The sequence below is a fragment of the Sphingobacterium sp. UBA3549 genome, from assembly GCF_002376635.1.
In the GTDB taxonomy this organism is placed as follows: domain Bacteria; phylum Bacteroidota; class Bacteroidia; order Sphingobacteriales; family Sphingobacteriaceae; genus Sphingobacterium.
Map to the genome: position 1 here is coordinate 126,705 of NZ_DFOE01000032.1, position 23,919 is coordinate 150,623.

Here is a 23,919-nt window from a genome sequence, read left to right on the forward strand (position 1 = left end):
CGTTGTATGAAAATAGTTAACTCTTTTCGGTTTTGTACCTTATGCCTGGGCCTGCTGTGGGGTGCCCTTAGCGCAAATGACCTCCTCGCGCAGTCTGCGACCTCATTTGGCGGATCTGTGGTCGGACTGCCTATTCCGTACCTTGAGCCTAATGCTTCGACATCGACCAAAGAATCTTTCGATAAATCTAATCTCCCTTGGATTGTTTTTTCGGATAGAAACGACAATCATACCAGCACTTCGCCGGGTGGTACGCTCATGATGGAAAAACTTTCTTTTATGCAGCCATTTTATGTGTCTGAAGAGAAGGATGGTTATGTTAAACTGCTGCGGTTTAGCGATAATATGGTACGCGGGCTTAAGCTGAAAGATAAAAAACGTGTGGAAAGTGTGGGTTGGATAGCAAAGGATAAGTTATTGCTTTGGCAGCGTTCTTTTGTCGATGTAGCAACCCGATTTCCCAATAAAGCACTCACCATTATCAATGACGTAGAGCCTTTACTGAATGGACAGTATTATTTCGATAAAAAAGATTCTATTTTTGTTTTTGACGGACCTGATCTTAAAAATGGGAAATCTAAAGTTGCCCTGCATAATTACGTGTATATCTTCAAGAAATCTGATGACGGCAAGCAGTTTTTAATTGGGTCGGCGGATCAGTTTGTTCCCCGCGAGGCAGCAAAATATATCAAAGGCTGGGTGTCAGCATCGGTCGTACAAAATTGGGGTCATCGCCTGTATTTTGCGCCCTACACATTCGAATCACCGCAGGCCGATACCGTGGTGGCAAAGATCAATAAGAATCGTATCGATGGATTTGAGCCTTATAAGGTGGACCCATTGATAGATACTGCGAATATCACCATGCTCGGTTTGCCTGTGCGCACCGTTGATGATTCGGGCATTGCTACACATTACGCGGTTGATGTGTTCAATAAATCGAATAACAAGGTGCTTACCATTAATGGGGCTGAACTGACTTATCCTGGATTAATCAATCTGATCAAAAACAGGTCGAAAGTTAATATTATTTTTGTAATCGATGGCGGAAATGCCATGCGTAACCATTTTGCCAGTCTTACAAATACCATTCAAGGGTTTGAAAATAGTGTTGAGCAGGTCTTTAACAAGCAGAATGTAAAATATGGAAGTGTAGTGTTCCGCAACCCATCGTCATGTGGTGGAAGAAGTGCCTCGTTGGAGCTGACCGATGATTTTCGTAAGCTGGTGGGATTTTTGCGTGACCAATCCAAAATAACCAGCGAATGTGATCGTGGGAATGCGGAGCAGCCCCTTTTCGAGGGGATCGCACAGGCCACCAACTTGGTTAAGGATGTGGCGCAGCAAACAAATCTTTTCGTGATTGTTGGTGCTACCGGCAATTTAGGTGGCGCAAACAACAGTCAACTGTCTTCAATAGCACGCCGGGTAGCCGATGTGGAGGGGCGCATGGTGATCTTACAAGCTTATAATAGCACCCCAACAACATTTAACGATTTTATTGTTCAATCGCGAAAGCTGGTCTCTAGTGAAGCCTATTATGCGGCTGAAAGGCGAAAATTTCAATTGGTACGTGGAGAAGCTTTCGGTAATCAGTCTTATGATTTTAACTTGACAGATTCGATTTCCTACTACCTTGATTTTCCGAAAAATAGCCTTATTCAGGGTGGCGTGGTGTTCCCTACAAGGGGTTCGGCATTAAATAATAAAAGTTTCAATGTAGCATTCTATCGTTTTATGGACGAAACCCGTCAAGATATACGCTCGCATATCCATAGCTTAGATAGTGCTTTTAGACTGACAGGTATTGAAAATGCTAATGTTAATCCGACTGTGGCCAAATTATTAGGAGGAAAATTCAATAGGGATGTGGGTGAAGGGATGCCGCACAATGCATTCAAATTCGCGTCTACCCTGAAATTCAGTCCGGATTTACAATATCAGCTTACCAAAGGGCTCGATTTTGATTTGATCCTGAACGCAGGCGAGTTCAACGAATTCAGCAGTATGCTGTCGGTTATGAGTGGAGATAACTTAGTGAAGGATGACAATTCTTTCCGTAAAAAACTATATGATAACTATATCGACGAATATAAGAAAAAATGGCCAATGTATTCTGCCCGTGATGTTGACAAATGGACATTAGGAAAGTACTTCTCCGTGATGTTGGGAATTCCGTTGCTCCACAATACATTTACCGACATGAAAGTGGAAGCATTAAAGAACAAGAAGGAGATGTCGCTACCGTCATTCGAAGAGTATATCGTCTATTTACAGAAGGTGATGTCCATGACGCGTACTTATGCTCAAAATCAAGGTAAATTTTTCTCCAACGGCGAGCAATATTACCGGGTACGTGGCAGCTTTTTTAATATGAACACCATTCAAACGGCAAATTAATGACGATTAGTAATTTTAGTGAATCTGTAAAATTAGCAATTCATATTGCACAGGCCCTGGCGGAAGAATACCATCAAAACCAGTTCGGCCCAGCGCATCTGTTAAAAGCTTTAATGCACAAAGATGTCGGCTTAAGACAATTTGTACAATCGATTGACAAAGACGACCAGTACATCTCCGAATGGGCCGAAGTGCGTATGGATGAACTTGAGCGATCCAGCAACGTGCCACCTGCCGAAGAAATCAGAGGGAATGAAGCAGTGGTGCGGTTATTGGACGAAGCCGACCTGGTGCGCATTAAATTGGGACTAGATCTTATCACACCTATATGTGTATTGGCCGCCATCTCCAAAGCGGGTATTGCGTTTGATGTCAATCAGTTGAAATCTTTTCCGATCAAAGAAAAGGAGATATATGATCTATATATTGATCAAAATCAGCTGACACAGGCGGTATCGGGTGCTGCTGGAAGCAGTAGCACGCAGAGCGGCGAGCCAAGCGGCTTGCATAATGCGTTGCATCAGTATTGTATTGATCGTCTGCAGCTGGTGCGCGAAGGGAAATCGGATCCGATTGTGGGTCGCGATCGCGAGATACGCATGATGCTCGAAATCCTCTGCCGACGCAACAAACCCAACGTAATTATTGCTGGGGAAGCAGGCGTGGGTAAAACAGCGCTTGTGGACGGCTTTGCCATCGATATCGTAAATGGCCATGTGCCGGAACAGCTCAAGGCAGCACAACTTTTTGAACTTGATCTTGGTGCGCTCATCGCAGGGGCAAGTTACAAGGGTGAAATAGAAGACCGACTGAAGAAAATTATCGCAGAAATTAAGCGATTCGATAAGGCTATCTTATTTATTGATGAAATACACACGCTTTTAGATAGCAAGGGGCCCATTGGTTCTGGGGCGGGAAATTTGCTGAAACCTGAATTGGCCCGTGGTGAGATTACCGTAATCGGAGCTTCCACGCTAGAAGAGTATCGAAAGATTATTGAACCCGAACAGGCCTTCAGTAGACGTTTTGAATTGCTGCAAATTGCCGAGCCAACGGAAGAGAAAGCCATTAAAATGCTTGAAAAGGTGTTGGATAGGTACGAACAGCACCATGAATTGAAGGTAGATAGCGCCGCACTTCCCGTAACTGTGTCGCTGGCAAAAAGATACTTAAAGGACCGCCATCTGCCTGATTCGGCATTTGATCTTATGGACCGCAGTATGGCGGCACTAAAGCTCGCGCAAAGTGGTTCGCTCAGCATACTTGAGCAGATAGACGAAGAATTTCAGCATCTCCGAACTGAACTGCAACAGAAAAGTGAGCGGGAGCAGTTTGATGCATATAAGTGGCTTACAGAGGCGATGTTTAATAGGTTGAGCCCCATTCTCTTGGGGATGTTAAATGAAGAGGAACGTTATGAAGACTTGGAGTCTGCTCAACACTATGCTGACTTTCTTGTACACATTATACCACACTTGAAAATGCATGCGCAACAGTTGTCCGATACGCTCACCAAGCAGGATATTGTTGCAGTGATGGCGCATAAAACTGGAATTCCGATGGGAAAACTACAGGCCGGAGAAAAAGAAAAGCTGCTGCAGATTGAAAGTTACCTACAGAAGCGTGTCGTAGGGCAGGATCAGGCTATCAAAGCAGTGTCGGAGGCCATACTGGAGTCGAGAAGTGGTTTGAATAAAAAAGGCCAGCCCATTGGCTCTTTCTTCCTTTTGGGACCTACAGGTACCGGGAAAACAGAACTTGCAAAATCCATAGCCGAGTTTCTATTCAATGATGAGAAAGCAATGATCCGCTTTGATATGTCGGAATTTAAGGAGGAACATAGTGCGGCATTGCTCTATGGAGCTCCGCCGGGTTATGTAGGGTATGAAGAAGGTGGACTGCTGGTCAACAAAATCAGACAGCAACCTTATTCGGTTTTGCTTTTTGACGAAATCGAAAAAGCACATCCTTCCGTGTTTGATACATTCTTACAGATCCTGGACGAAGGCATGATGCACGACCGATTAGGAAAAGCTGGTGATTTTAGCAATTCCCTGATTTTATTTACCTCTAACATTGGGAGTGAGTGGATTGCTGGACAAATCGATGCGGGTAAGGGCTTCCCAACGCATAATCAGTTGATGGAAATCATGACCGCCCATTTTAGGCCTGAGTTTTTGGCGCGTATTGCTGAAATTGTGCCTTTCGCGCCAATATCTAAAGATAATGTCGTTAAGATCTTTGATATTCAACTCCAACAGCTCATTCAGCTGCTCGACAAGCAGGGGGTTGATCTGCTCGTAACTGCCGAAGCCAAGCAAGCTATTGCGATGAAGGGCTTTACGCCCAAATACGGTGCAAGGCAGCTGGCCGCAGGTATTCGCAATGAACTGCGGCGTCCGATTTCAAAAATGCTTATTGCAGGCGAGTTGAATAAATGGGACATACTGACGGTCGGCTGGGATGCAAGTCAGGAAATTCTCACATGGGAAATAAAACAGAAATAGCTGTATGTTGTTTTAATACAGTGTACTAACGCGTTGGCTGGCGGTATTCTGTTAATATTTTAGTATATTGTAATTAGAATAGGACAAATTAATTAGAGTATAAACTTAATTTTTAGATATATGTTTGAGTACGAAATTGGTGGAAACGAAAGGAAAGTTGAGACTTCGGAATCCATTGTGGACATCTCGTTCAATAAAACGATGTTTATTCAGAAATTGACCGATAATGAACCTTTGCGTCCAGAGAAAGTAGAAGGACTAAAGAAAGTGGAGGATGTATTTGCGCATTTCAAGCCAAGTGTGGGCGTATCCTTTGAAGATGAAGACGGTAGCAGCGTTCATGAACAGCTGAAATTTCAAAATCTGGGGGATTTTTCAGCAAAGAATCTAACGATGCAAAGTGATTTTTTGTCTAATCTAAGTGTTCAAAAAGATCTTTCTGCAAGTGTGATTAAACAGCTGAAATCGAATAAAACTTTGAAATCTGCCATTGAGAATGCCGAAACAAAGGCTGCATTTATCAATGTGCTGAAAAATTTTATCGCTGAATTAGAAGCTAATAAATAGGACCTATGGCAAATACACAAGAAGAAAAGGCGGCACAAGCGGGTAGCGCTGCCGGATATAAAGAGGTAAAGGATCGTGCAGCTACCGAAAGCTTGCAAGAAAGTTTGGATAAGCTGGTGCGTGTGGGGGGCTTTGATCTATTGGAAGCATCGGTGGATGGTATCCAAAATTTAAATCCGGAACGTAAAGCACGCAAGCAGATTTTTTTGAGCGATGACCAAAAAAAGAAGGAACGTGAACAACTTAAAAAGAAGATGGAACTTTGGGTAGATCTGTTGGAAAATTCGGATTCCGTTGCTTCTATGGTGGATAAAAGCGCTGAAAAGCTGAAGGTAGCCGAAGAGACATTGAACCGCAATTTGGGAACGGCTTTGGAAGCAACCCGTGAGCTGGAGCAGGCTTATCGCTCTGTCCACTTGTTCTATAAGAACACAGAAGCTGATAAAGTGGACAATGTGGTCCTCATGAATGCCAGTATGGACCAGCTGACAGACCTGGACAACCCGCGTTTTATCGAATATGTGTCTGAAGAGTTTAAACAGAATTATGATAGGCTCGACCTTCGCGACAACTATTCGCTATTGGTGTTGCCAGGCTATCTAGGATCCAACAAGGTATTGGATCGATGGGCGAAAATTGCCAATGCGAATAAAGCGATGCTCGTCACCGATTTTGCGGATCTCGAACAGCCGGATGATGTGATTGACCTCTTCACATCTGGTAATTACACCAGCGCGGAAGCGTATAAATCCAACGTCATCATGACGACCAACTGGTTGATTGGACGGGAGAAAAATACCACTGTAGGCGAGGAGGAAGATCTGACTGTACCGGGCTCTGCTGCGCTGGCGGGAAAAATGTATTATACATTGATGTCGCAGGTAACCGCAGGAAAGAAACACGGTACAATCAATGAGGTTGATGGCGTAAAGTTTGACCTTAAGAAAAGTGAAATTTCGCATCTCGAACGTATTGGATTGGTTCCAATGGTGAATGAATATGGAAAGGTGATGGCATTCTCCGCCAAAACGTTATTTAATGGTGATAATATTGGCTTGCAGACTTACTCTGTGGTGCGTGTATTTGATTATGTGACCAAAGTCCTCTTTGATTTTCTGAACCGCAGAGCGTTTGAAAACTGGACGACCAAGACGGAAAAAGATTTGCGTGCGCAGATTGTAAAGTTTTTAGACAGTATTCAAGGGCCAGATAGACTGATTGAGCGCTTCAAAATCATGCGATTTGAACGTGATGATCAGCAAAAAGATAAAATTCATCTTGATATCCATATTACTCCATTCTTTCCTGCCAAAAGTTTTATGGTCAAATTGGATGGCTACAAAGGGGAAGATGAAAGCACCACATGGGCCAGTGAGTACAATCAGCAATAAATGAGGTTATATGGAATTTTACCTGGATAAACCTTTACAGTTAAACCTCCCAGTGGAAAACCAGCGGTTGAAAGAGTCGGATCTGGGTAAATCCATTTCAAACTATTTGGAGCTGATCATATTTACCCGAAAGGGAGAGCACCGCTTTAACGCCGATTTTGGATGTGCCATTTGGGACCTGGATTTTGAATTGATCGTCAGCGAGAGTCTATGGGAAGAAAAGTTTAGAAAATCACTGCTCGATTGCATTACGCGTTATGAGTGGCGCATCGCACAGGTGGCGGTCAAGGTCAATATTTCTGAAGTGGAAACATTCTTTCCAAAGCGGAAGGTAGCGGAGATCAAAAAGAAAGTAATGATTTATGTGGAGGGTAAGATGGTGGAGACTGGGGAGCGCTATGCATTCAGTACTTCGTTATTTTTAAGTCCTTTAGCTAAGTAGTGAGCAAAGAGCAGATGAACGATATTTTTTACTCCAGTAAGGAAGAGATTCGCAATAGGATCATTAAGAAGGCCCAGGAGCTTTGGGGAATCCAAAAGGTATTTGACTTTGATCCGGTGGTCCTTTTATTGATGGAAGTGCTGAGCAGTGAGATCTTTCAGGTGTCGAATGATGTGCGCGATTTTGAGAATCGGATTTTTGATAAGATCGGTCGTCTCTTGGCACCGGACTATCTGGTAGCGCCACTACCAGCTCATGCGATCTTGCTGTACCAACCTAGTGAAGCTGAGGCGCGTATAAGCCCTTACCTGCATATGAACATGAAGAAAAAAATTTCTTCTGTAGGCGCTTCAAAAGAGGAAAAAATGGTGGAAATGAATTTTTCCAGTTTGGAAGAAGTGCATCTATTTCATGGAAAGATCCGTTATATGGCTACCCCTATGCACCTGTTTGAAATACAGCCCAATGTAAAACGTTCATTAGGAAAATCGCTGCACATCAATACTGGGCATTCCATCTTTCTGGGTATAAAATGTTTGGAGTACGACCGTAGGAAAGCCTTTGCGGGTTTAAATTTCTATTTCGACTGGGGCAATTATCAGGTCAACCGGGAGATCTACAAAGTGCTAAACCTTGGAAAATGGCACCTGAATGGAATTCCCATAAAACACCATCAAAATAGATTTTTAAAACGGTCGGATCGCTTAGTGGATGAACTGTTTGACCGAAAAAATTACCTCTTTAACTTAAGTCAGGACATAGAGGGCTATTATCAGCAGCATTTTCTGACCTTGGACGATGAGCCGGATGCGGCTTGTTTTGGGAAAACTAGTTCGCTACCGGAGGAAATTGTAGCGCATTTTGAACAGCAGATGACGGATCACCTCGAGCAGGATCTGGATTGGATTCGTATTGACATGCCGACTTCCATGCCGGTGCAGCTGCTTGATGAACTCCATGTACAAATAAATGCATTTCCCGTTGTCAATAAGCGCTTGGTCGAAGGTAAGCATCGGGTGAAAGCCCTTAAAAACATTGTTGGTATCGAAACCGCACAGCTTGAACAACTACTGACGGTGGAAGAGGTATTGGATCAGGAGGGGGAAAAATATAGTGAAGTGCCTTACAACAGATCTGGTGTACACGCCGAAGCAGGGTTTTACACCGTGCGGCAGGGTGGAGTCGAAAGGCTTGATAATCGCACTGCCAAAGATTTGCTGGATTACCTGTTTGAACTGATACGGGATGAAAAAGCTGCTTTTGCATCTTATAATGCTGATTTCTTGAATGCTATATTGCGTGAGTTGGACAAAAACTTAGCAATGATACAGCAGAAGGGAAAGGCCCTGCATCTCCGGCAGAATGATTTCAAGCAATACATTGTGATGAATCCAAAAAATGATGGCGACCTTCTTTTTACAAAGATGTGGATGACCCAAGCGGAGCTAGCGAACGGCATTGCTGTCGGTACGCCTTTGCAGATCCAGTTGGGTGCGGTAAAAAATTATGAACAGCTTGTGTTTCTTACCACAAGTAGAGGCGGACGTTCGCGTCTCAACCGAAGGGATAGTTTGCAAGCTTTTAAATACAATGTGACCACCGGAGATCGCATCGTTAGTAAGAATGATATTATCAATTTCATTAAACTGGAACTCGGACAGGTGGTTAAACGTATTGAAATTAAGTCTGGAGTAATGATGGATGCCGATCCAAGAAAAGGGTTTCAGAAAACTACTGATATCTACGTGGAGCCTGATGGAAGCTTTGATCTGGAAGACTCCGAGTGGAATGAGTTATTGGAACAGGTGATGAGTAAGCTACAGGTGCGCAGCAGCATGGAGGTGCACTATCGTCTGCTACTGAAGACGCTATAAGTTGTTGTATAGCAAGTAGGCTGGCCCGTCGCGTAGGCTACAATGAAGTAGACTACAGTTATGTCGACTACAGTATATTGACTACAGGTATGAGGTGTGTCCCAATACAGTGTGGTTGTTGCCCTGCTCATCGCTTAAATAGCTATGTTTCACCTCTGGAAGGAGGTCATAGCGCAATTGTCGGTTTAAATGAGCCGGGAAAAGGTTGTCCAGCACCAGATGAATGATATATTCGTCTTTGGCGTTGGGCAGATAGTTCTTTAAAAGTTGGGGATAAGACGGCCCTATTGTGATGTTAAGATAGCTCTCATTGCGCTCAAAGTTCATCGTGGTCAAACTGTCGACTCCGAGCTGGCAATAGCCCAATGTACTGGGTGGAAGCCCGATTTCTTGCCAGTCGATTTTGCGGTCATGTGTTGCACGATGGATTTCAATGGGCATGTTGAGCAGGTTGCGCAACAGCTGTTGAGCATAAGCCATATCGTTTTTATGATTGTGGATTTCAGGGATAAAATGCATCCAGATCACACGCTGGCGCGGGCTCAGGCGGTGTAGTTCGGGAAAATTGGAGAGTAGTAGGTTGCTCATATCCTGATACGTTGTCTGCATATCAAGACGGCTTTCATATTGATCCAGTTGCGTCCGTAAATAGAACAGTTCGTTTTCGAATGGAGCGAAGAACTGACGGGCATTTTGCTCCTGGCGACGCTTGTTTCGAACATCCTGGATCATCACATCTTCGTCAAGAATTTCACTGCCAGCATGTAGGGTATGAAAGAGGCCTTCGGGAAGCATATCATAAAAGCCTTCACGGTTCATATGGATGCGTACAAATTCTTCATTGCTCGTCTCGGAGATATAAGGGCTGACAGATTGAATTTCTGTGGAGAATGGGCGACGGCTTGAACCGTCACAGGTAAAGATAATATGATCTGGATCTACGCCGTGCTGAATAAGATCAGCCGCCTTTTGGCTGGCCTTGATATCTGATGTCATGCTATTGCTGGTGAATAAACCGTCCTTTTTTTTCATAGAAATCATTTTTCCTTGAACATATAAGCCCAATAGATTGTTTTAACCCAGTAGATTGTTTTCAAGCTGACCGGGGATTTTAATTATAAATTGTTTATTTAAAGATAGTATATTAGTTTGTGAATACTGCAACAGCTGAAATGGAAGTACAAACAGTTTTTTTGAGGTACATACTTGCGCCTTTATTAGTATTTATTTCGACAATTGTATTGTCGGTCTGGAATAAGAAGAATTCTCTTCTTAGCAATAAGAAGTTAATTATTTCGATCCTTCTAGGAGGACTAGCGCTGGCATTGCCCGGTTTTTTCGGGTTTTTGGGCTTTGGCTATATGCCCTGGGGCTATTTTATGACCATGATGTACGCGTTGGGACTAGGGGTGCTTTGGGTGTATCTGCTGAGTAAATGGGATCTCAACACGTTGGAGAACAAAAAGGTATTTGTGTTTTTCGTCATGCTGGTCATGCTGTTGCTGGGGATATATATATATAAACTGTTTTTCGATTGGATGAGCCCATTCCGATTGGGCTGGTGGGCAGCCACCAGTATTTCCATTTTTATGGTTCCTATGTTCTTTTGGTGGACCTACATCGCGCTTTTATCTATCCCTATGGAAATACATCGGGTATGGGAATACCCCCGGTTTCCCGAAGAAATCAGTCTGGATCATCTGGATTTTGATAAACTACTGGTATTAGAACTGGAACTCTATAAGGACAGCAAAGATGTGGAGCCGTTGCGCGTGAAGGTTAAAGCGCCAGAAAAAATGAACTTCGGACTGTGGTTCCAAAAATTTATTGAAGATTATAATGCCAAATTTCCAAGCGCCCCGGTTCGCTTCGTGGACGATCAGGGAGAATACCAGCGCTGGATATTTGTTGTGAAGAGGTCTATCTTTAGAAGAAATGTATATATAGACCCCAATGCAGACATTTCAGGCAATCAGATTACAGAAAAAATGACTATTCACGCCAAGCGTGTTTCAGAAACTATAGGATAACATTAAGCTTATGCAAAAACCATTAAATTACGAAGGTATCAATTGGGTGGATGGGATGAAACTCTCCAGTGGTGATTTTGTTCATACGGATCTCTATACCCAAGATCTCGTCCGCGACGGCATATCAGTGGGGCTCCATCATGCGAATTTTGGATTGTTGCCAGCCTTTGCGGGGTATGATCGTTCTTTTGATATTTCGCTGCTGAAAAAAAATACAAATTATCTGGAGGTTGAAGTTCGGTTTTGCAATGCGGTCACCAGTGATGGGAACCGAATCAATATTGCCTATCAGCAAGGTGCGGTAGAGGCGAATTTTAGTGCCTTTATGGATGTGTCGAAAATTGCTGTCGGCGAGCATTATGTAGTTTTATATGTACATTCATTTAGAAAATCGGCTTTTGGCGAACCTAATCCGGAGGAATCACCCCTTCGTTACCCGTTTGTAAAAAAAGAATATACGATCGACATTGTGACGAAGTCCGCAGTACAGCAACGGCAGGTGAGTGGTTCTTTTCTGCCTATCGGCAAGCTTGTAAACGACGGACAGGAAACTTTATTGCTTTCGCAATACATTATGCCTTGCGTTTATATCGAAAGCCATCCGCAATTGATGGATTTTCACAACCGCTTTTACCGAGCATTGAATGAGTTTCAGTCAGCCGCATATCGCATCATGGATAAAACAGTGAATAAGCCTAAGATCACCGAGCTGGGGCTTAATATCCGCTTTATTACTGAACGTATCTTAGCGTATATGGCCACTTCATTTTTTGAATACCGATCTATCCTTCCGCAAAAGGCACCCATTTATCTTTTAAAATATTTTTCGGATTTTGCACATGTATTTTTTAATGCTGTACGGCTGATCGAATCTGCTGAACGGGAGGAAATGCTAAAATATTTTTATGAGTGGAAAGATGTGACACCCGGAAATTTTGAGGAACGTTTATCAAACCTTATTGAATTGCGTTACGATCATCTGGAAATTGCAGAAGCGATGGAATGCGTGGCTGATTTTATGCAGGTAATGGTTTCGTTATGGGGTAAATTGGCGACGTTGGAATATATTGGTCAACGACGGGAAAATATAGTCGTTGCTGAGCAAAAGGTTGTGCAGGAGGTACAGACGAAGCGAACCTGGTCTTTGCTGGATTAGTAGATTTATTGGGTGAGATCGGTTTGCGTTTCATTTTTTTTGCTTATGTTAGCAAAAGATGAAGAACGTTTTATTAATCAATGGGGATCTTTTTAAAACAGCGTCTACTGACTTCCTGATGGATGCTTACCGAACAGGTGTAATGCAGGCGGATGGCATTGTACATGATCTGCGGATCGCAGATCTACTTTTTAATTACAATATTCAACTTCCTTCGTTGCATTCGACATCTTTGGAAGCCGATCTGCAGTTTGCTTTGCGTCGTCTTCATTGGGCCAAACATATCGTATTGTTCTGTCCCGTTTACCGTTCATATATCCCCTCCAAGATCAAAGGCTTTTTTGATCGCCTGTTCTTGCCCTATCAAAGCAGTCTGGATGTTAACCGCATTGATAACAATTTCTATGGTAAATCTGCCCGAATAGTAAGTATATTGGATCAAGATCTCTTTGCTGAATATAACCTTTACAAAAAGACAAACTTTATGAGCGTGAAGAAGGATGTCTTCGAACGCTGTCATATTTCGCCTGTGCGAACATCCGCCATGGGCGAACTGCATCAGCTGAACAACTCATACAGTTCAAAATGGGCAGATAAACTCGCACGGTTTGGCCGGATTGATCTCGTATAAATGTGCTATAAACATCTTTTAAGTGTACTACAAATAGCTTTACAACATGGAATCACTCTTTAATGCCTGGAAAACCAGCCGTATGGCATACCTCAAATTTTTTGAGCACTATTCCCTAGAAGAGCTCAACCGCATTCCTACTGGCTTTGGCAACAACCTGATCTGGAATATCGGTCATATCATTGCCACACAGCATAAATTAATTTATATCGGATCGGATGTAAAAGGGCATATTCCAGAAGAAGTTTTCCTGAAGTACCAGTCGGGTACAAAACCCACAGTACCGGTATCCCAACAGGAAGCGGATCTGCTTAAAAGTTTGCTTGTTGAACAGATTGAGCCGACTATCCTGGATTTTAACAACAAAGTATTTCTCCATTACAACGCCCGTACCACGGGGACGGGCTTCCATGTCACTTCAATATACGATGCCTTCGAATGGAATAATTTTCATGAAGGGCTCCACCTGGGCTATATGATGAGCATTAAGAAGTTTATCTAACGAAGTCCCCAATTTTAGAACGCTTTGCAGGCCAACTTGCATATTGATGTGCCAGTATTCATGATTTAATTTTCATGGTTTTCGTGGATTGTCTTCAAATGGACTAACGATTAGTTTTGTAATAGAGCTGAGTAATGCAGCGAATTTTTCTTCGCAAATCAGCTTACAACGAACGAAAGTTTTATGAAATATTTAGATATGAAATACAGCACAAAAGCGTTAGTCCTCCCGCTATTGTTTACAACGATAGCCTGTGGTAAATCCCAAGATTCTGGTTCGTATCAGCAGACGTTCAATGAACGCATGAATAGACAGGCCTATCTGGGCAGTACCGAGTCGACCATGTATTTACATGGATACGATCGTTTAGCGCCGGTAAAGGGAAAAGGGTCTTTCAGCATCGATAAAATAAAAGGTGATAGCTCCACCTTGGTACTTGTCATGGAACTGTCTGGCCAAGAGGGATTTTCTTTTGCTATTCCAGGGAAGCAAACCGGGCGCTCGTGGCGGTTTACCGCCGAATCGGGCGAGTTATCCGTTGCCGACAACGGAGAAGTCAATGGATCGCTGACCGCCAGTGCTAAGGAGATCATGTGGAAGGGACGACTTTTTGACGACAAGATGATGCTGGACGTCAAAATTAAATATCTTAAATCCGGTGGCGGTGTACCTGCAGAATCTATCTTAAATACACATTTTGAGCTTCTTAGATCGGGCGGCCAACAGGGGGGCAATGGGCAACAGGGCTGCACCATTGTATGGGAATCACGGCCGGTATTCAATGTCTATGAAGGCGGTGTAAACCTGATTTATGTGCCGGTGTGCCACTGATGGTTGCACTGTCTAACGACAGCGCGTTGCTTATTAGATAAACTTCATTTCAGTAGCCTTGTGGATCAAGGAAGCCGAATTGCTGACGGAAAATTTTTGTAGCAGATTTCGACGGTGACTTTCGACAGTCAGTGGGCTGATAAACATCAATTCCCCAATTTTGGGCGTGGTATAACCTTGCGCCATCCATTTGAGTACCTCGCGCTCTCTTTCTGTAATCTTTGGAACAGAATCTTGCTGATTCCCTTTTAATATGAAGTTCATTTCTCGGCTGAGCACCTGTTCGCCCTGATGAACGGAATGTATACCTTGAATTAAGTCTTCGGCAGATACATTTTTGAGAAGATAACCCAAGGCGCCCGCCTGAAGCATACGAAGGGCGATGCTGCCTTCATTTAGGTTGCTGATTGCAATAACCTGTGTGTTAGGAAAATCCTTTTTTATGATTGCAGTGGCATCGATACCATTCATGCCGGGCATGTTGATGTCGACCAAAACAATATCGACAGATTGGGTTTGAAGAAAAGCTAAAGCATCAGACGACGAGGTAAATGTGCCCAGTAAAACGATGTCTGCGCTGTTCTTTAAAATAAATTCAAATCCATTCAGTACGAGTGGATGATCGTCTACGATAATAACTGAAATAATCTTATCCATGTATATTAAGTTGAATATGGAATGATGCGCCGTTTCCTACTGCTGCATCAATCTCTAATTGTCCATTTAAGATGTCGACCCGGTTGCGAATGTTGGAAATACCAATCCCTTCCTTGGTCATTGTTGCATGCTGGGGATCAAAACCCTTGCCGTTGTCCTCTACGTTCATGTGGAATTTATCCGCCACCTGACTACATTGTACCCACACCTGCGAAGCTCCGCTATGCTTTATGGCATTGGTCAGTAATTCCTGCAGAATCCGGTACGCCGCGATCAGAAAATCTTGCCGGTAGTGTTCTCGTAGATTTGAAGCCTGAAAATCGACCTGAAGGTCGGGATGTGACATAGCATTGCAAAGATCCCTGAGGGCGACTTCCAGACCCATGTATAGCAAAGACTCTGGCATCATATTGCGTGCTATCCGCCGGAGTTCGTCAACGGAATGATCCAGTTGTTCAATGATTACATGGAGATCCGTCGTTTTTGCAGCTTCTTGCTGAGGATTGGCATTTGCCGCAACCGCCGAAAGTTTTAGTTTGGTACTCGCCAATATTCCGCCCAATCCGTCGTGCAGATCCCGTGCGATGCGGCTTCGCTCTCTTTCCTGTCCCTGTAACATCGCATTATAAAGATTCAATTTTTCTTGTTGCTTACGATTTTTAATTTCCTCCTCTAAGAGCATCTCTTTGTGGGTGGCTAACTTTTTCTTGTTGAGGAAGGCGGTGTACCAGGTGAAAGATAAAAAGGATAAAATAAGCATAGCGAAAGCAAGAACACCGACCCACATGCGCGTCTTTTGAAGGGCGAGCTGATGCCCTTGGTTCTCTGTTTTTATACGCAATAGTTCCTTTTCTTTTTCTGCCGTCTGATATATTTTTTCCAGTTCCATGATTCGCGCATTGCCCTTATCCCGATAGAGGGTATCGGATAGTTTTTTGTGCGCTTCGTACCAGTGGGTAGCTTCTCGCCATCGTCCCAATTTAACGGCTGTGGTCGCGAGGTTATCATACACCATTTGCTTGTTTCTGAGGGACTCTTTGTTTTGTACATAAGGAAGTACGGCCAACAGCTTGTCCAGGGCAGCCTGATATTGTCCCGCTTCTTTTAACGCAGTGAATTGATCAAAAATAATGGATGCCGTCATATCCTTATTTTGCTGTCTTTTAGCATCAGCAAGACCATGCTCAAAATGGATGTTAGCCTTGGACATGTTCTTTTTTGCTGCCCAATAGCTTCCTGTAACAGTGTGGTAAATGGGTATATAGGATGAATTGGGAATACGGAGGCTTATTTTCTCAGCCTTATCGAGCCGTTTTTTTGCTTCTATACCATCCTGCCGAAACAACGCATTGCGGGCAGCATTTACGTATAATGTCAAAAGCTGTTCATCGGAATCTTTTCTCCCCTGTAGCAGATGAAAAGCCTTCTCATAGTATTGTTCGGACTTGCCATATGCCTGGAGGTTCATCAACACCATGGCAACATTCTGGTAATTATTGCCCAGCAGGATAGTATCCTGGAGCTGTTCCGCTATCGGTATCACTTTATTGAGCAGCACATGTACATATTCATCCGACTTTCCCTCGCGCTGAAGTAATGCGCCATAACTTCCCCAAAGCCTTGCACGGTGCTTTTGGGCGGAGACATTATTTTTCTGATCGATCTTTTTAAGCTGATCTTCGGCCTGTAAGTAAAGCTGTTTTGCCTGTAAAGGTGCTGAGTCAAAGTAGACTGCAGCGCGGTAGAAATAAGATAAGCCCCTATAGTAGGTGGATTTTCGCATGGGCCCTAATACCTGTTCGGCTTCTGCGATATACTTGAGCGCTTGGGTACTATCGTAATCGCACCAAAAAAAGCTCAATTCATACAGGGCTTGGGCCTTGCTCGCCTGATCGTCCACACGCAGTAGTTGTTGATAAAGGCTATCGCTATACTGCTCAAGTTGATTCTTTTGCTGGCCAAGGGCATTGAAGCGGGGTAGTGCACAGAGCACTGCGATAAATAGTAACATTTTATGCATGCACGGGAAACAGAATATTGATTTCTCAAAATACAAAATAATTCTTATTACCGCCAAATCATCTGTCCATCAGCGCTTTCAATTCTGTCTTTTCCTTTCCAAATGACAGGAAGGACTTCGGAAGCACTATTGATTTCTAAACCAACATCATGTTGCTTACCATCATTCGGAATAATTTGCAGATCCCATAGGTATCCAAGTGTTCCCGTAGACCGATAGTTGGTGCCAATCAATAGGTGTTTTCCATCGGGTGAGAATTCTGGCATCGACTCTTTAAAATTGCTTGAAGTGACCTGCTTTAGGTTATTTCCGTCTACATCCATGGTGTAGATATGATTACCGATGTTGAGTGCAAATTGGGTTCCCGCCTGGTTGACCGTCAGCTTGCCCCAGTCCTGATAGTTCATTTCCTTCACCAAGGCTCCCGAGTTATAAGGGGGAGCGATCTTTATAATATACTTTCCATGTGTCAAGACAATGTTATTTCCTGGTAGCCATACCCGGGATTCGTTGAAACCCAGCCGTTCACCATTGATATCTACAATACGTGCGACAAATTCGCCGTTTCGCTTTAAAATGGTCACCCCGTCCTGAAAGTCATTTGACGTAACCATGATCAAGCTGTTGTCGGGGGACAAGTAGCCTTTGCAGTAGGTGTTGCCAGCAGGACTGTTATAAATAAATTCTTCAACGATGTTGCCACTGTTCATATCACTGATCGTAAACTTCACATCGTATTGGCCGAATGTGCTGGCATTTACTGCGGTTAGTTTCCATTTTCCATCGCGCGAAATATCAAAATTATTGAGCTTTGAATCATCTGGTATAAAAGATCCGCCGATGCCATCGGGTAAGCTCATCTTCAGCACCCCTTCAGTCGCCCAATCGTAATAAATCGTTCCCTTCAATGCAGCGGGGTAAGTGCTCGATCCGCTACCATTGTCTACACTATCCTTTGAGCAAGAGCTGACAATCAATAAAGTAAATAGCTGTGCGGCTATGCAAAATAACTTTTTCATTGTTCTTTTCTTTTGGTATAATCCAAAATTACACGCTTGATGATTTTAAATCAATCCACGAAAACTAGGGTTTTATTTAAAATACACGTCAACTTGTTTTGTGCTGGCGCAGCATCATCGATTTGTAGAAATCACTTTGTCATACTAAAAATACGAAAACGTTATAGTTAAAGAACGAAAACGTTGTAGTTAAATATTGATAACTTCAAAGTCAGATGTTTTTGCACACATTGCTAACGGTGGGGAGTATAGCTCCAAGCACGTTTTTGATTGAAATATCTGTTATTGAGACAAAGTCGCAATTTTTTGATACAATATCGTCCTGTTTTTCTAATTCCTAATCTTCACTTTTACAATTAAGATTCCTTGAATAAAGGGAGCCAATTATAAAATTACTGAATCATCTAAAGTGAGTATTTCTTTATGGGAAACAATTGTAAACTAAAACAAAATCCATTTTATGGTTTTGCCACTAGCAAATGGATACCCTGTTCCTGCCTGTGGTGTCTTGTTGCTTTCACGAGTCCTGCTGCGATACTAAGGGCGAATGTCCCGGTTTTAAAGACCTTGGACGGGGCTATCCAAAATCGTGAGATTACAGGTAAAATAACAGATGATACCGGCCAGCCGCTAGCTGCCGTGACCGTCAACGTGGCTGGTAGCAACGTAAGTACTGCCTCAAAGGCGGATGGAACCTATACCATTACCATACCTGTCGGAAGCAAAAAGTTAGTTTTTACGCGGTTGGGATACAAGAGCCAGGAAATTGACCTAACAGCAACCAAGGTCGTCAATGTGGAGCTGACATCTACCACGGGCGAGCTGGATGAAGTTGTGGTGGTGGGGTATGGTACCATGCGCAAAAAAGACCTGACGGGCTCGGTTACACAAATCCATCCGGATCGCATCGCCAATGAAAACCCAAAAACCGTACAGGATATTCTGCGTGGCTCGGCAGGACTGAATATTGGCTATGACGCCTCGGCAAAAGGGGGCGGCTCCATTGAGGTAAGGGGTAAGCGGTCGGTATACGATAGCAACAGCGGTCACAACAACCCTTTGCTGGTGCTTGATGGTATGATTTTCTATGGTGAACTTTCTGAAATCAATCCGGATGACATTGAGCAGATTGATGTCCTGAAGGATGCTTCCGCTGCAGCTATCTACGGCTCAAAAGCGGCTAGTGGCGTAATTATCATCAGCACGAAAAAAGGGAAGCAGGGCAAACCGACCATCAATATGACGATGAATGCCGGTGCAACACAGTTGAGCGAATACCGCAAAAGATTCAGTCCCGATGCTTACTTGCAGCACCGTGAAGACTGGTATACCAAAAATACCTACGGCATTAACCCCACAACGGGCTTATACGAGGCTTATCAGACGCGGGATGCTAACGGTAACCTCACGGTGCCTTATGGCTTTTATCTCAATCCGGGACAGCTACCGGGCTCGTTGTCGCTCGATGCTTGGCGCGCACAGTCGACCAATGAAAGTGGCGAGTCTGACCGGAGCATCTGGGGCCGCCGTTTGGGTCTGCAAGGGAATGCCCTGCAGAACTTTCTGGATGGAAAAACGGTCGACTGGGCCGATCATACCTTTCGTACTGGTCTTAATCAGGATTATAATGCTAGCATCAGCGGAGCGAGCGATAGGGTAAACTATTACCTGTCTATGGGCTACCTCAAAAATGAGGGCGCTGTCGTGAGCGATACCTACAAGGCTGTGCGGGCCAATATGAAAATCAATGCAAAGGTGACCAACTGGCTGGAGCTGGGCGCAAACGTAAATTTCCAGGACCGTTCGGACGGAAATATTGATATCGATATGGATCAAATCCTGCGCAACAGCCCGTACGCAGATTATGCTGATGCCAACGGCAATCCGTTGCAATATCCGCTCAGCGAACAGTTCAGCCAGCGGGGGTACAATTATGATTTTCAGAAGAAATACCTTGAACTGGACAAAGGGTATTCGGTGGTTAACTCCATTTTCAATGCGAAAATTAAACTGCCCTTTAATATTACGTATTCATTTAATGCGTCGCCACGCTTGCAGTATTTCCATGACCGTTACTTTATGTCGGCCGAACTACCCGGATCCAATCCGGCCGATCGAGGTGCAAACCGCGAACAAACCAAACGGTTCGACTGGTCGCTCAATAACACCATCAGCTGGGAACAGACCTTTGCGGATAAGCATCGCCTGATGGTGACTTTGGTGCAGGAAGCAGAAGAACAGCAGTCCTGGAAAGATCGCATTGAGGCACGCAATATCTTACCGTCGGATGCCCTCGGCTTTCACAATACCAAAAATGGCTCGAAGGAAAACAGCAGCTTTGATAGCTACGATACCCATCAGACAGCAGATGCCTTATTGGCCCGTTTATTTTATGCCTACGATGACCGCTATATGCTCACGACGTCTATCCGACGGGATGGTTACTCAGGTTTCGGTACTTCCAACCCCTATGCAACTTTTCCTTCCGTGGCCTTAGCCTGGAACTTTACCAAAGAGAAATTCTTCAAATGGACGGATGTGATGGATTATGGTAAGTTGCGCGTCTCCTATGGTAAAAATGGAAACAGACAACTGGCCGATCCAAATCTGGCGTTGGCCAACTTGTATTCGGGTAGTGGCAAAATGCATGGTTACCTCAACTCGGCTGGTGAACTGGTCCAATACCGCTACCTGATGGTTGATCGCTTGGCGAACCCTCGGCTACAATGGGAAAAGACCACGGCATGGAATTTTGGACTGGACTTTGGTTTTTTAAAGAACCGCATTTCGGGTACCCTGGAATATTACCTGATGCAAACCCACGATATGATTATGGAACAGAAGCTGCCCAGTTTTACAGGATTTAGCCGGATTACCACCAATCTAGGACAGGTGGATAATAAAGGAATTGAATTGACACTAAATACTGTTAACCTGAAAAGGGATAATTTGCAATGGTCTACAACGTTAGGCTTTGCGTATAATAAGAATCAAATTGTTCACCTCTATGGTAATTACCAGGACGTCGTTGATGCGAATGGAAATGTTACTGGCCTTAAAGAAATGGACGAAATTTCGAGCGGATGGTTTATCGGTCAGCCTATTGGTGCCATCTGGAATTACCATGTGACGGGTATCTGGCAGGCCAATGAAGTGGCAGAGGCTGCTAAATATGGGCAGGCTCCTGGTGATCCGAAAGTAGCCAATGTGTATACCGCAGATGATGTTGTGAACGGCGATATAACAAAACCTGTATATAATAATAATGACAAGGTTTTTTTAGGGCAGACGGATCCTCGTTTCCGTTGGTCGATGCGCAACGAGTTTATCCTATGGAACGACCTTAGTTTTTCGTTTAATATCTATTCGGCCATGGGACACAAAAGTTTGTCGGGCAATTACCTGAATAACGATGATGATGGCGGCCGTATGGCCTATGGACTGGCTAATCTGCCCGCAAAGGAATACTGGACGCCGGACAATCCCACCGATCGCTACGGCCGTATCGAGGCCAAGGGACCGATCGGTGCCGAGGGTGCAGCGCGGCTATACGACCGCTCGTTTATCCGGCTCGACAACATCTCGGTAGGCTATACGCTGCCAAGAAATCTGACCTCCAGATACAACCTCAACCGGGTGAAGCTGTATGGTACGGTGCGCAATGTGGCGACCTGGGCAAAGGACTGGGAATACGGCGATCCAGAGACGGAATCCTGGGCCTCAAGGGTATTTACCTTCGGTGTGAATTTATCTTTATAACCTGATTAATTGTGATGTACATGAACGATATACGAAACAAATCCAGAAACCTAGGCAAGGGTATTGCCTTTTTGCTTGCCAGTACACTAGCGATAAGCAGCTGCTCGAAAGAATTTTTGCAGCCCGACCCGCTGTCAATTTATTTACCAAACGAAACGTTTAATACCGAGTCAGGTTTACGCTCTGCAATGGCTATCTGCGACCGCCATCTTAAGGGGTATTGGGCCACAGATCATAACGAGATGCTGACGCTTGGCACAGAATACATCTTTTCTGAACTGATGGTGGCCAGCAATACGGACAAACGCAGCATGATGGCGGATGTGGCCAATATGCTGACACCAACCAGTGACAACTCCAGCTTACAGAATCTCGACCGATCCAACAGCCTATGGTATCTGTGGCAGGAAACGTATAAAGGGATCAGTTATGCCAATACCATTATTAAGTATGTGGATCAAGTACAGACTCTGAGCGAGGAAGATCGGAATGCTTACAAAGGACGGGCTTATTTCCATAGGGCTTTTCGCTATATGGCATTGGTGTTTGAGTACGGCGATGTCCCTTTGGTGACAACCATCATAGATGTGCCCAAACAGAATTACCGAAGTACCAAGCGCGACGCCATTTTGCAGATGATGACCAAGGACATGGAATTTGCCGTCCAATGGGTACCGGATCAGAAAAACATGAGCCTGATCGGTATGATCAACAAAGGGGCCTGCCGCATGTTGCTGGCAAAATATTATCTGGCCATAGGGGAGTACCAAAAGGCCAGAGAGCAAACCGATATCCTGATTGACCAGTCGGGCTATGCTTTGATGACTGAAAGCTTCGGTACATTTAACGATGGCGGGGAAGCGCAGACCTGGCCTATTACGCGTAATGTGATCTGGGATATGCACCGCCCCGAAAATAAACTGATCGCCAGCAACCGTGAGGTAATCATGGGGATGCCCAACCGTGGTGCCGATGCGGAGTCTTTTGTAAAAATGCTCACCATGCGGATCTTATATCCCTTTGTATTCGACTCGCGGATACAAACGACAGACGGGAAACAGGCTTTGTTGAACATCAAACGTAACAGTGGGGATTACAATGCTAAATATGATTACATGCGGGCCTTTGGTCGCGGTATAGGAACTTTCCGCCCCACTTCTTTCCAGTCCCAGGGGGTATGGGCTGTCAACGGAAAGCAAGATGAGGGCGACCTGCGCCACAGTTCGAAAGTGGGAAACTGGGTGCGCATGGCAGATTACAAGGTCAACAATAAGGCATCCAAAGATTTTGGTAAGCCACTTTTACTCAACGATCCAGCTTTAGGTAAACTCCTTTGTAGCGATACCATCCGTCGCTGGTACGATGTGCCACATTATAAATTTTTTCTGGACGACCCAGTAAGTGAGGCTAATATCAGCGGTTCAGATGGTTCACGGGGGGCTACCAACGGTAGCATCGCAGACTGGTACCTCTATCGCCTGGCTGAAGCTTATCTCTTGCGCGCCGAAGCAAAATATTATATCAGTCCGTCTGATGGGACAATTAAAGACGACTTAAATGTCATTCGTAAGCGGGCAAAATGTACGGAGCTCTATGATGGGGTCGTTACCATTGGAGATATCATGAATGAAAGGGCTCGCGAGCTCTACTGGGAGGAATGGCGTAATGTGGAATTGAAACGGGTATCGCTTTGCCTGGCACGTAGCGGTAAACCAGATGAATGGGGGAATGTATACCATCTGGATAATTTTGATAAGCAAAGCGGTACAGATGCCAGTGGCGGTAGCTACTGGTATCAACGCATTGTGCATTATAGCTTATACAACAAAGGCATCATTCATGTCAATGCAACAGGCCTAAGTGATATCCATTATACCATGGATAAAAAGAATATGTATTGGCCAATACCCAATGTAGCTATTACCTCAAATATTAAAGGCCAGTTAAAGCAAAACTATGGCTACGATGGTTACAATCCGGCTACGCCAGTATGGGATCAATGGGAGGATGCTGTTGCGGATGAATCTAAAGTGGAATAGACTCAGAGGGCCCAAGACGTTTGTGCATTAGCGCAATAAGTTCGGAATTTTTTAATACCCATTTGACAATTAAAATCAGTTTATAAGTACATAA

Annotated in this window: 17 protein-coding genes; 13 read left to right on the forward strand and 4 right to left on the reverse strand. The window is 44.2% G+C overall.

Annotation, left to right across the window (positions count from 1 at the left end; all coding sequences use genetic code 11):
• Positions 1-6: 6 nt before the first annotated feature.
• The 6 genes from tssR to B2W36_RS16180 all read left to right on the forward strand — a co-directional run bounded on the left by tssR (position 7) and on the right by B2W36_RS16180 (position 9,181).
• Positions 7-2,400, forward strand: coding sequence for a type VI secretion system protein TssR domain-containing protein (gene tssR / locus B2W36_RS16155; protein WP_293888723.1), 2,394 nt, complete (start codon positions 7-9; stop codon positions 2,398-2,400).
• Positions 2,400-4,907 carry an ATP-dependent Clp protease ATP-binding subunit gene (locus B2W36_RS16160; protein ID WP_293888725.1) on the forward strand — a complete coding sequence of 836 codons (2,508 nt, stop codon included), beginning with the start codon at positions 2,400-2,402 and terminating at the stop codon, positions 4,905-4,907. The genes tssR and B2W36_RS16160 overlap by 1 nt, the downstream gene beginning before the upstream one ends.
• A 120-nt stretch (positions 4,908-5,027) precedes the next feature.
• Positions 5,028-5,474: a hypothetical protein gene (locus B2W36_RS16165; protein ID WP_293880440.1), complete on the forward strand. Its 447-nt coding sequence runs from the start codon at positions 5,028-5,030 to the stop codon at positions 5,472-5,474.
• A 5-nt stretch (positions 5,475-5,479) separates the two neighbouring features.
• A complete protein-coding gene (locus B2W36_RS16170; RefSeq protein WP_293880438.1) occupies positions 5,480-6,865 on the forward strand; it encodes a DUF5458 family protein in 1,386 nt (461 codons plus the stop codon).
• A gap of 10 nt (positions 6,866-6,875) precedes the next feature.
• On the forward strand, positions 6,876-7,307 hold the full coding sequence (locus B2W36_RS16175; protein WP_293880436.1) for a GPW/gp25 family protein: 432 nt from the start codon (positions 6,876-6,878) through the stop codon (positions 7,305-7,307).
• A 14-nt stretch (positions 7,308-7,321) separates the two neighbouring features.
• Positions 7,322-9,181: a hypothetical protein gene (locus B2W36_RS16180; RefSeq protein ID WP_293880434.1), complete on the forward strand. Its 1,860-nt coding sequence runs from the start codon at positions 7,322-7,324 to the stop codon at positions 9,179-9,181.
• A gap of 81 nt (positions 9,182-9,262) precedes the next feature.
• Here B2W36_RS16180 and B2W36_RS16185 read toward each other — a convergent pair whose 3' ends face one another.
• Entirely contained in the window at positions 9,263-10,213 is a 951-nt protein-coding gene (locus B2W36_RS16185; RefSeq protein ID WP_293880432.1) for a hypothetical protein, read from the reverse strand.
• Positions 10,214-10,332: 119 nt separating this feature from the next.
• On the opposite strand from B2W36_RS16185, the gene B2W36_RS16190 reads away from it, so the two are divergent.
• The 5 genes from B2W36_RS16190 (at position 10,333) to B2W36_RS16210 (ending at position 14,331) form a co-directional block, all read left to right on the forward strand.
• Positions 10,333-11,211, forward strand: a complete 879-nt coding sequence (locus B2W36_RS16190; protein ID WP_293880431.1) for a TssN family type VI secretion system protein — start codon at positions 10,333-10,335, stop codon at positions 11,209-11,211.
• 10 nt (positions 11,212-11,221) lie between these two features.
• The gene (locus tag B2W36_RS16195; protein WP_293880429.1) at positions 11,222-12,367 is read left to right on the forward strand and encodes a hypothetical protein; all 1,146 of its coding nucleotides are present in this window, start codon (positions 11,222-11,224) and stop codon (positions 12,365-12,367) included.
• A 58-nt stretch (positions 12,368-12,425) separates the two neighbouring features.
• Positions 12,426-12,998: an NAD(P)H-dependent oxidoreductase gene (locus B2W36_RS16200; protein WP_293880427.1), complete on the forward strand. Its 573-nt coding sequence runs from the start codon at positions 12,426-12,428 to the stop codon at positions 12,996-12,998.
• A 46-nt stretch (positions 12,999-13,044) separates the two neighbouring features.
• The gene (locus B2W36_RS16205) at positions 13,045-13,500 is read left to right on the forward strand and encodes a DinB family protein (RefSeq protein ID WP_293880425.1); all 456 of its coding nucleotides are present in this window, start codon (positions 13,045-13,047) and stop codon (positions 13,498-13,500) included.
• A 183-nt stretch (positions 13,501-13,683) separates the two neighbouring features.
• The gene (locus tag B2W36_RS16210; protein WP_293880423.1) at positions 13,684-14,331 is read left to right on the forward strand and encodes a hypothetical protein; all 648 of its coding nucleotides are present in this window, start codon (positions 13,684-13,686) and stop codon (positions 14,329-14,331) included.
• Between the two features lie 33 nt (positions 14,332-14,364).
• On the opposite strand, the gene B2W36_RS16215 is transcribed toward B2W36_RS16210, so the two are convergent.
• From B2W36_RS16215 to B2W36_RS16225, 3 genes are read right to left on the reverse strand one after another with little or no spacing between them, the layout of a single operon-like run.
• Positions 14,365-14,988 (reverse strand): response regulator transcription factor, encoded by a 624-nt coding sequence (locus B2W36_RS16215; protein ID WP_293880421.1) that lies wholly within the window; start codon positions 14,986-14,988, stop codon positions 14,365-14,367.
• Positions 14,981-16,999, reverse strand: a complete 2,019-nt coding sequence (locus B2W36_RS16220; protein ID WP_293880419.1) for a sensor histidine kinase — start codon at positions 16,997-16,999, stop codon at positions 14,981-14,983. The genes B2W36_RS16215 and B2W36_RS16220 overlap by 8 nt, the downstream gene beginning before the upstream one ends.
• Before the next feature lie 56 nt (positions 17,000-17,055).
• Positions 17,056-18,027 carry a TolB family protein gene (locus B2W36_RS16225; RefSeq protein WP_293880417.1) on the reverse strand — a complete coding sequence of 324 codons (972 nt, stop codon included), beginning with the start codon at positions 18,025-18,027 and terminating at the stop codon, positions 17,056-17,058.
• 423 nt (positions 18,028-18,450) lie between these two features.
• On the opposite strand from B2W36_RS16225, the gene B2W36_RS16230 reads away from it, so the two are divergent.
• Together B2W36_RS16230 and B2W36_RS16235 are read left to right on the forward strand one after the other, a co-directional pair.
• Positions 18,451-21,786, forward strand: coding sequence for a SusC/RagA family TonB-linked outer membrane protein (locus B2W36_RS16230; protein WP_293888727.1), 3,336 nt, complete (start codon positions 18,451-18,453; stop codon positions 21,784-21,786).
• A 20-nt stretch (positions 21,787-21,806) separates the two neighbouring features.
• The gene (locus B2W36_RS16235) at positions 21,807-23,825 is read left to right on the forward strand and encodes a RagB/SusD family nutrient uptake outer membrane protein (protein ID WP_293888728.1); all 2,019 of its coding nucleotides are present in this window, start codon (positions 21,807-21,809) and stop codon (positions 23,823-23,825) included.
• Positions 23,826-23,919: the final 94 nt, after the last annotated feature.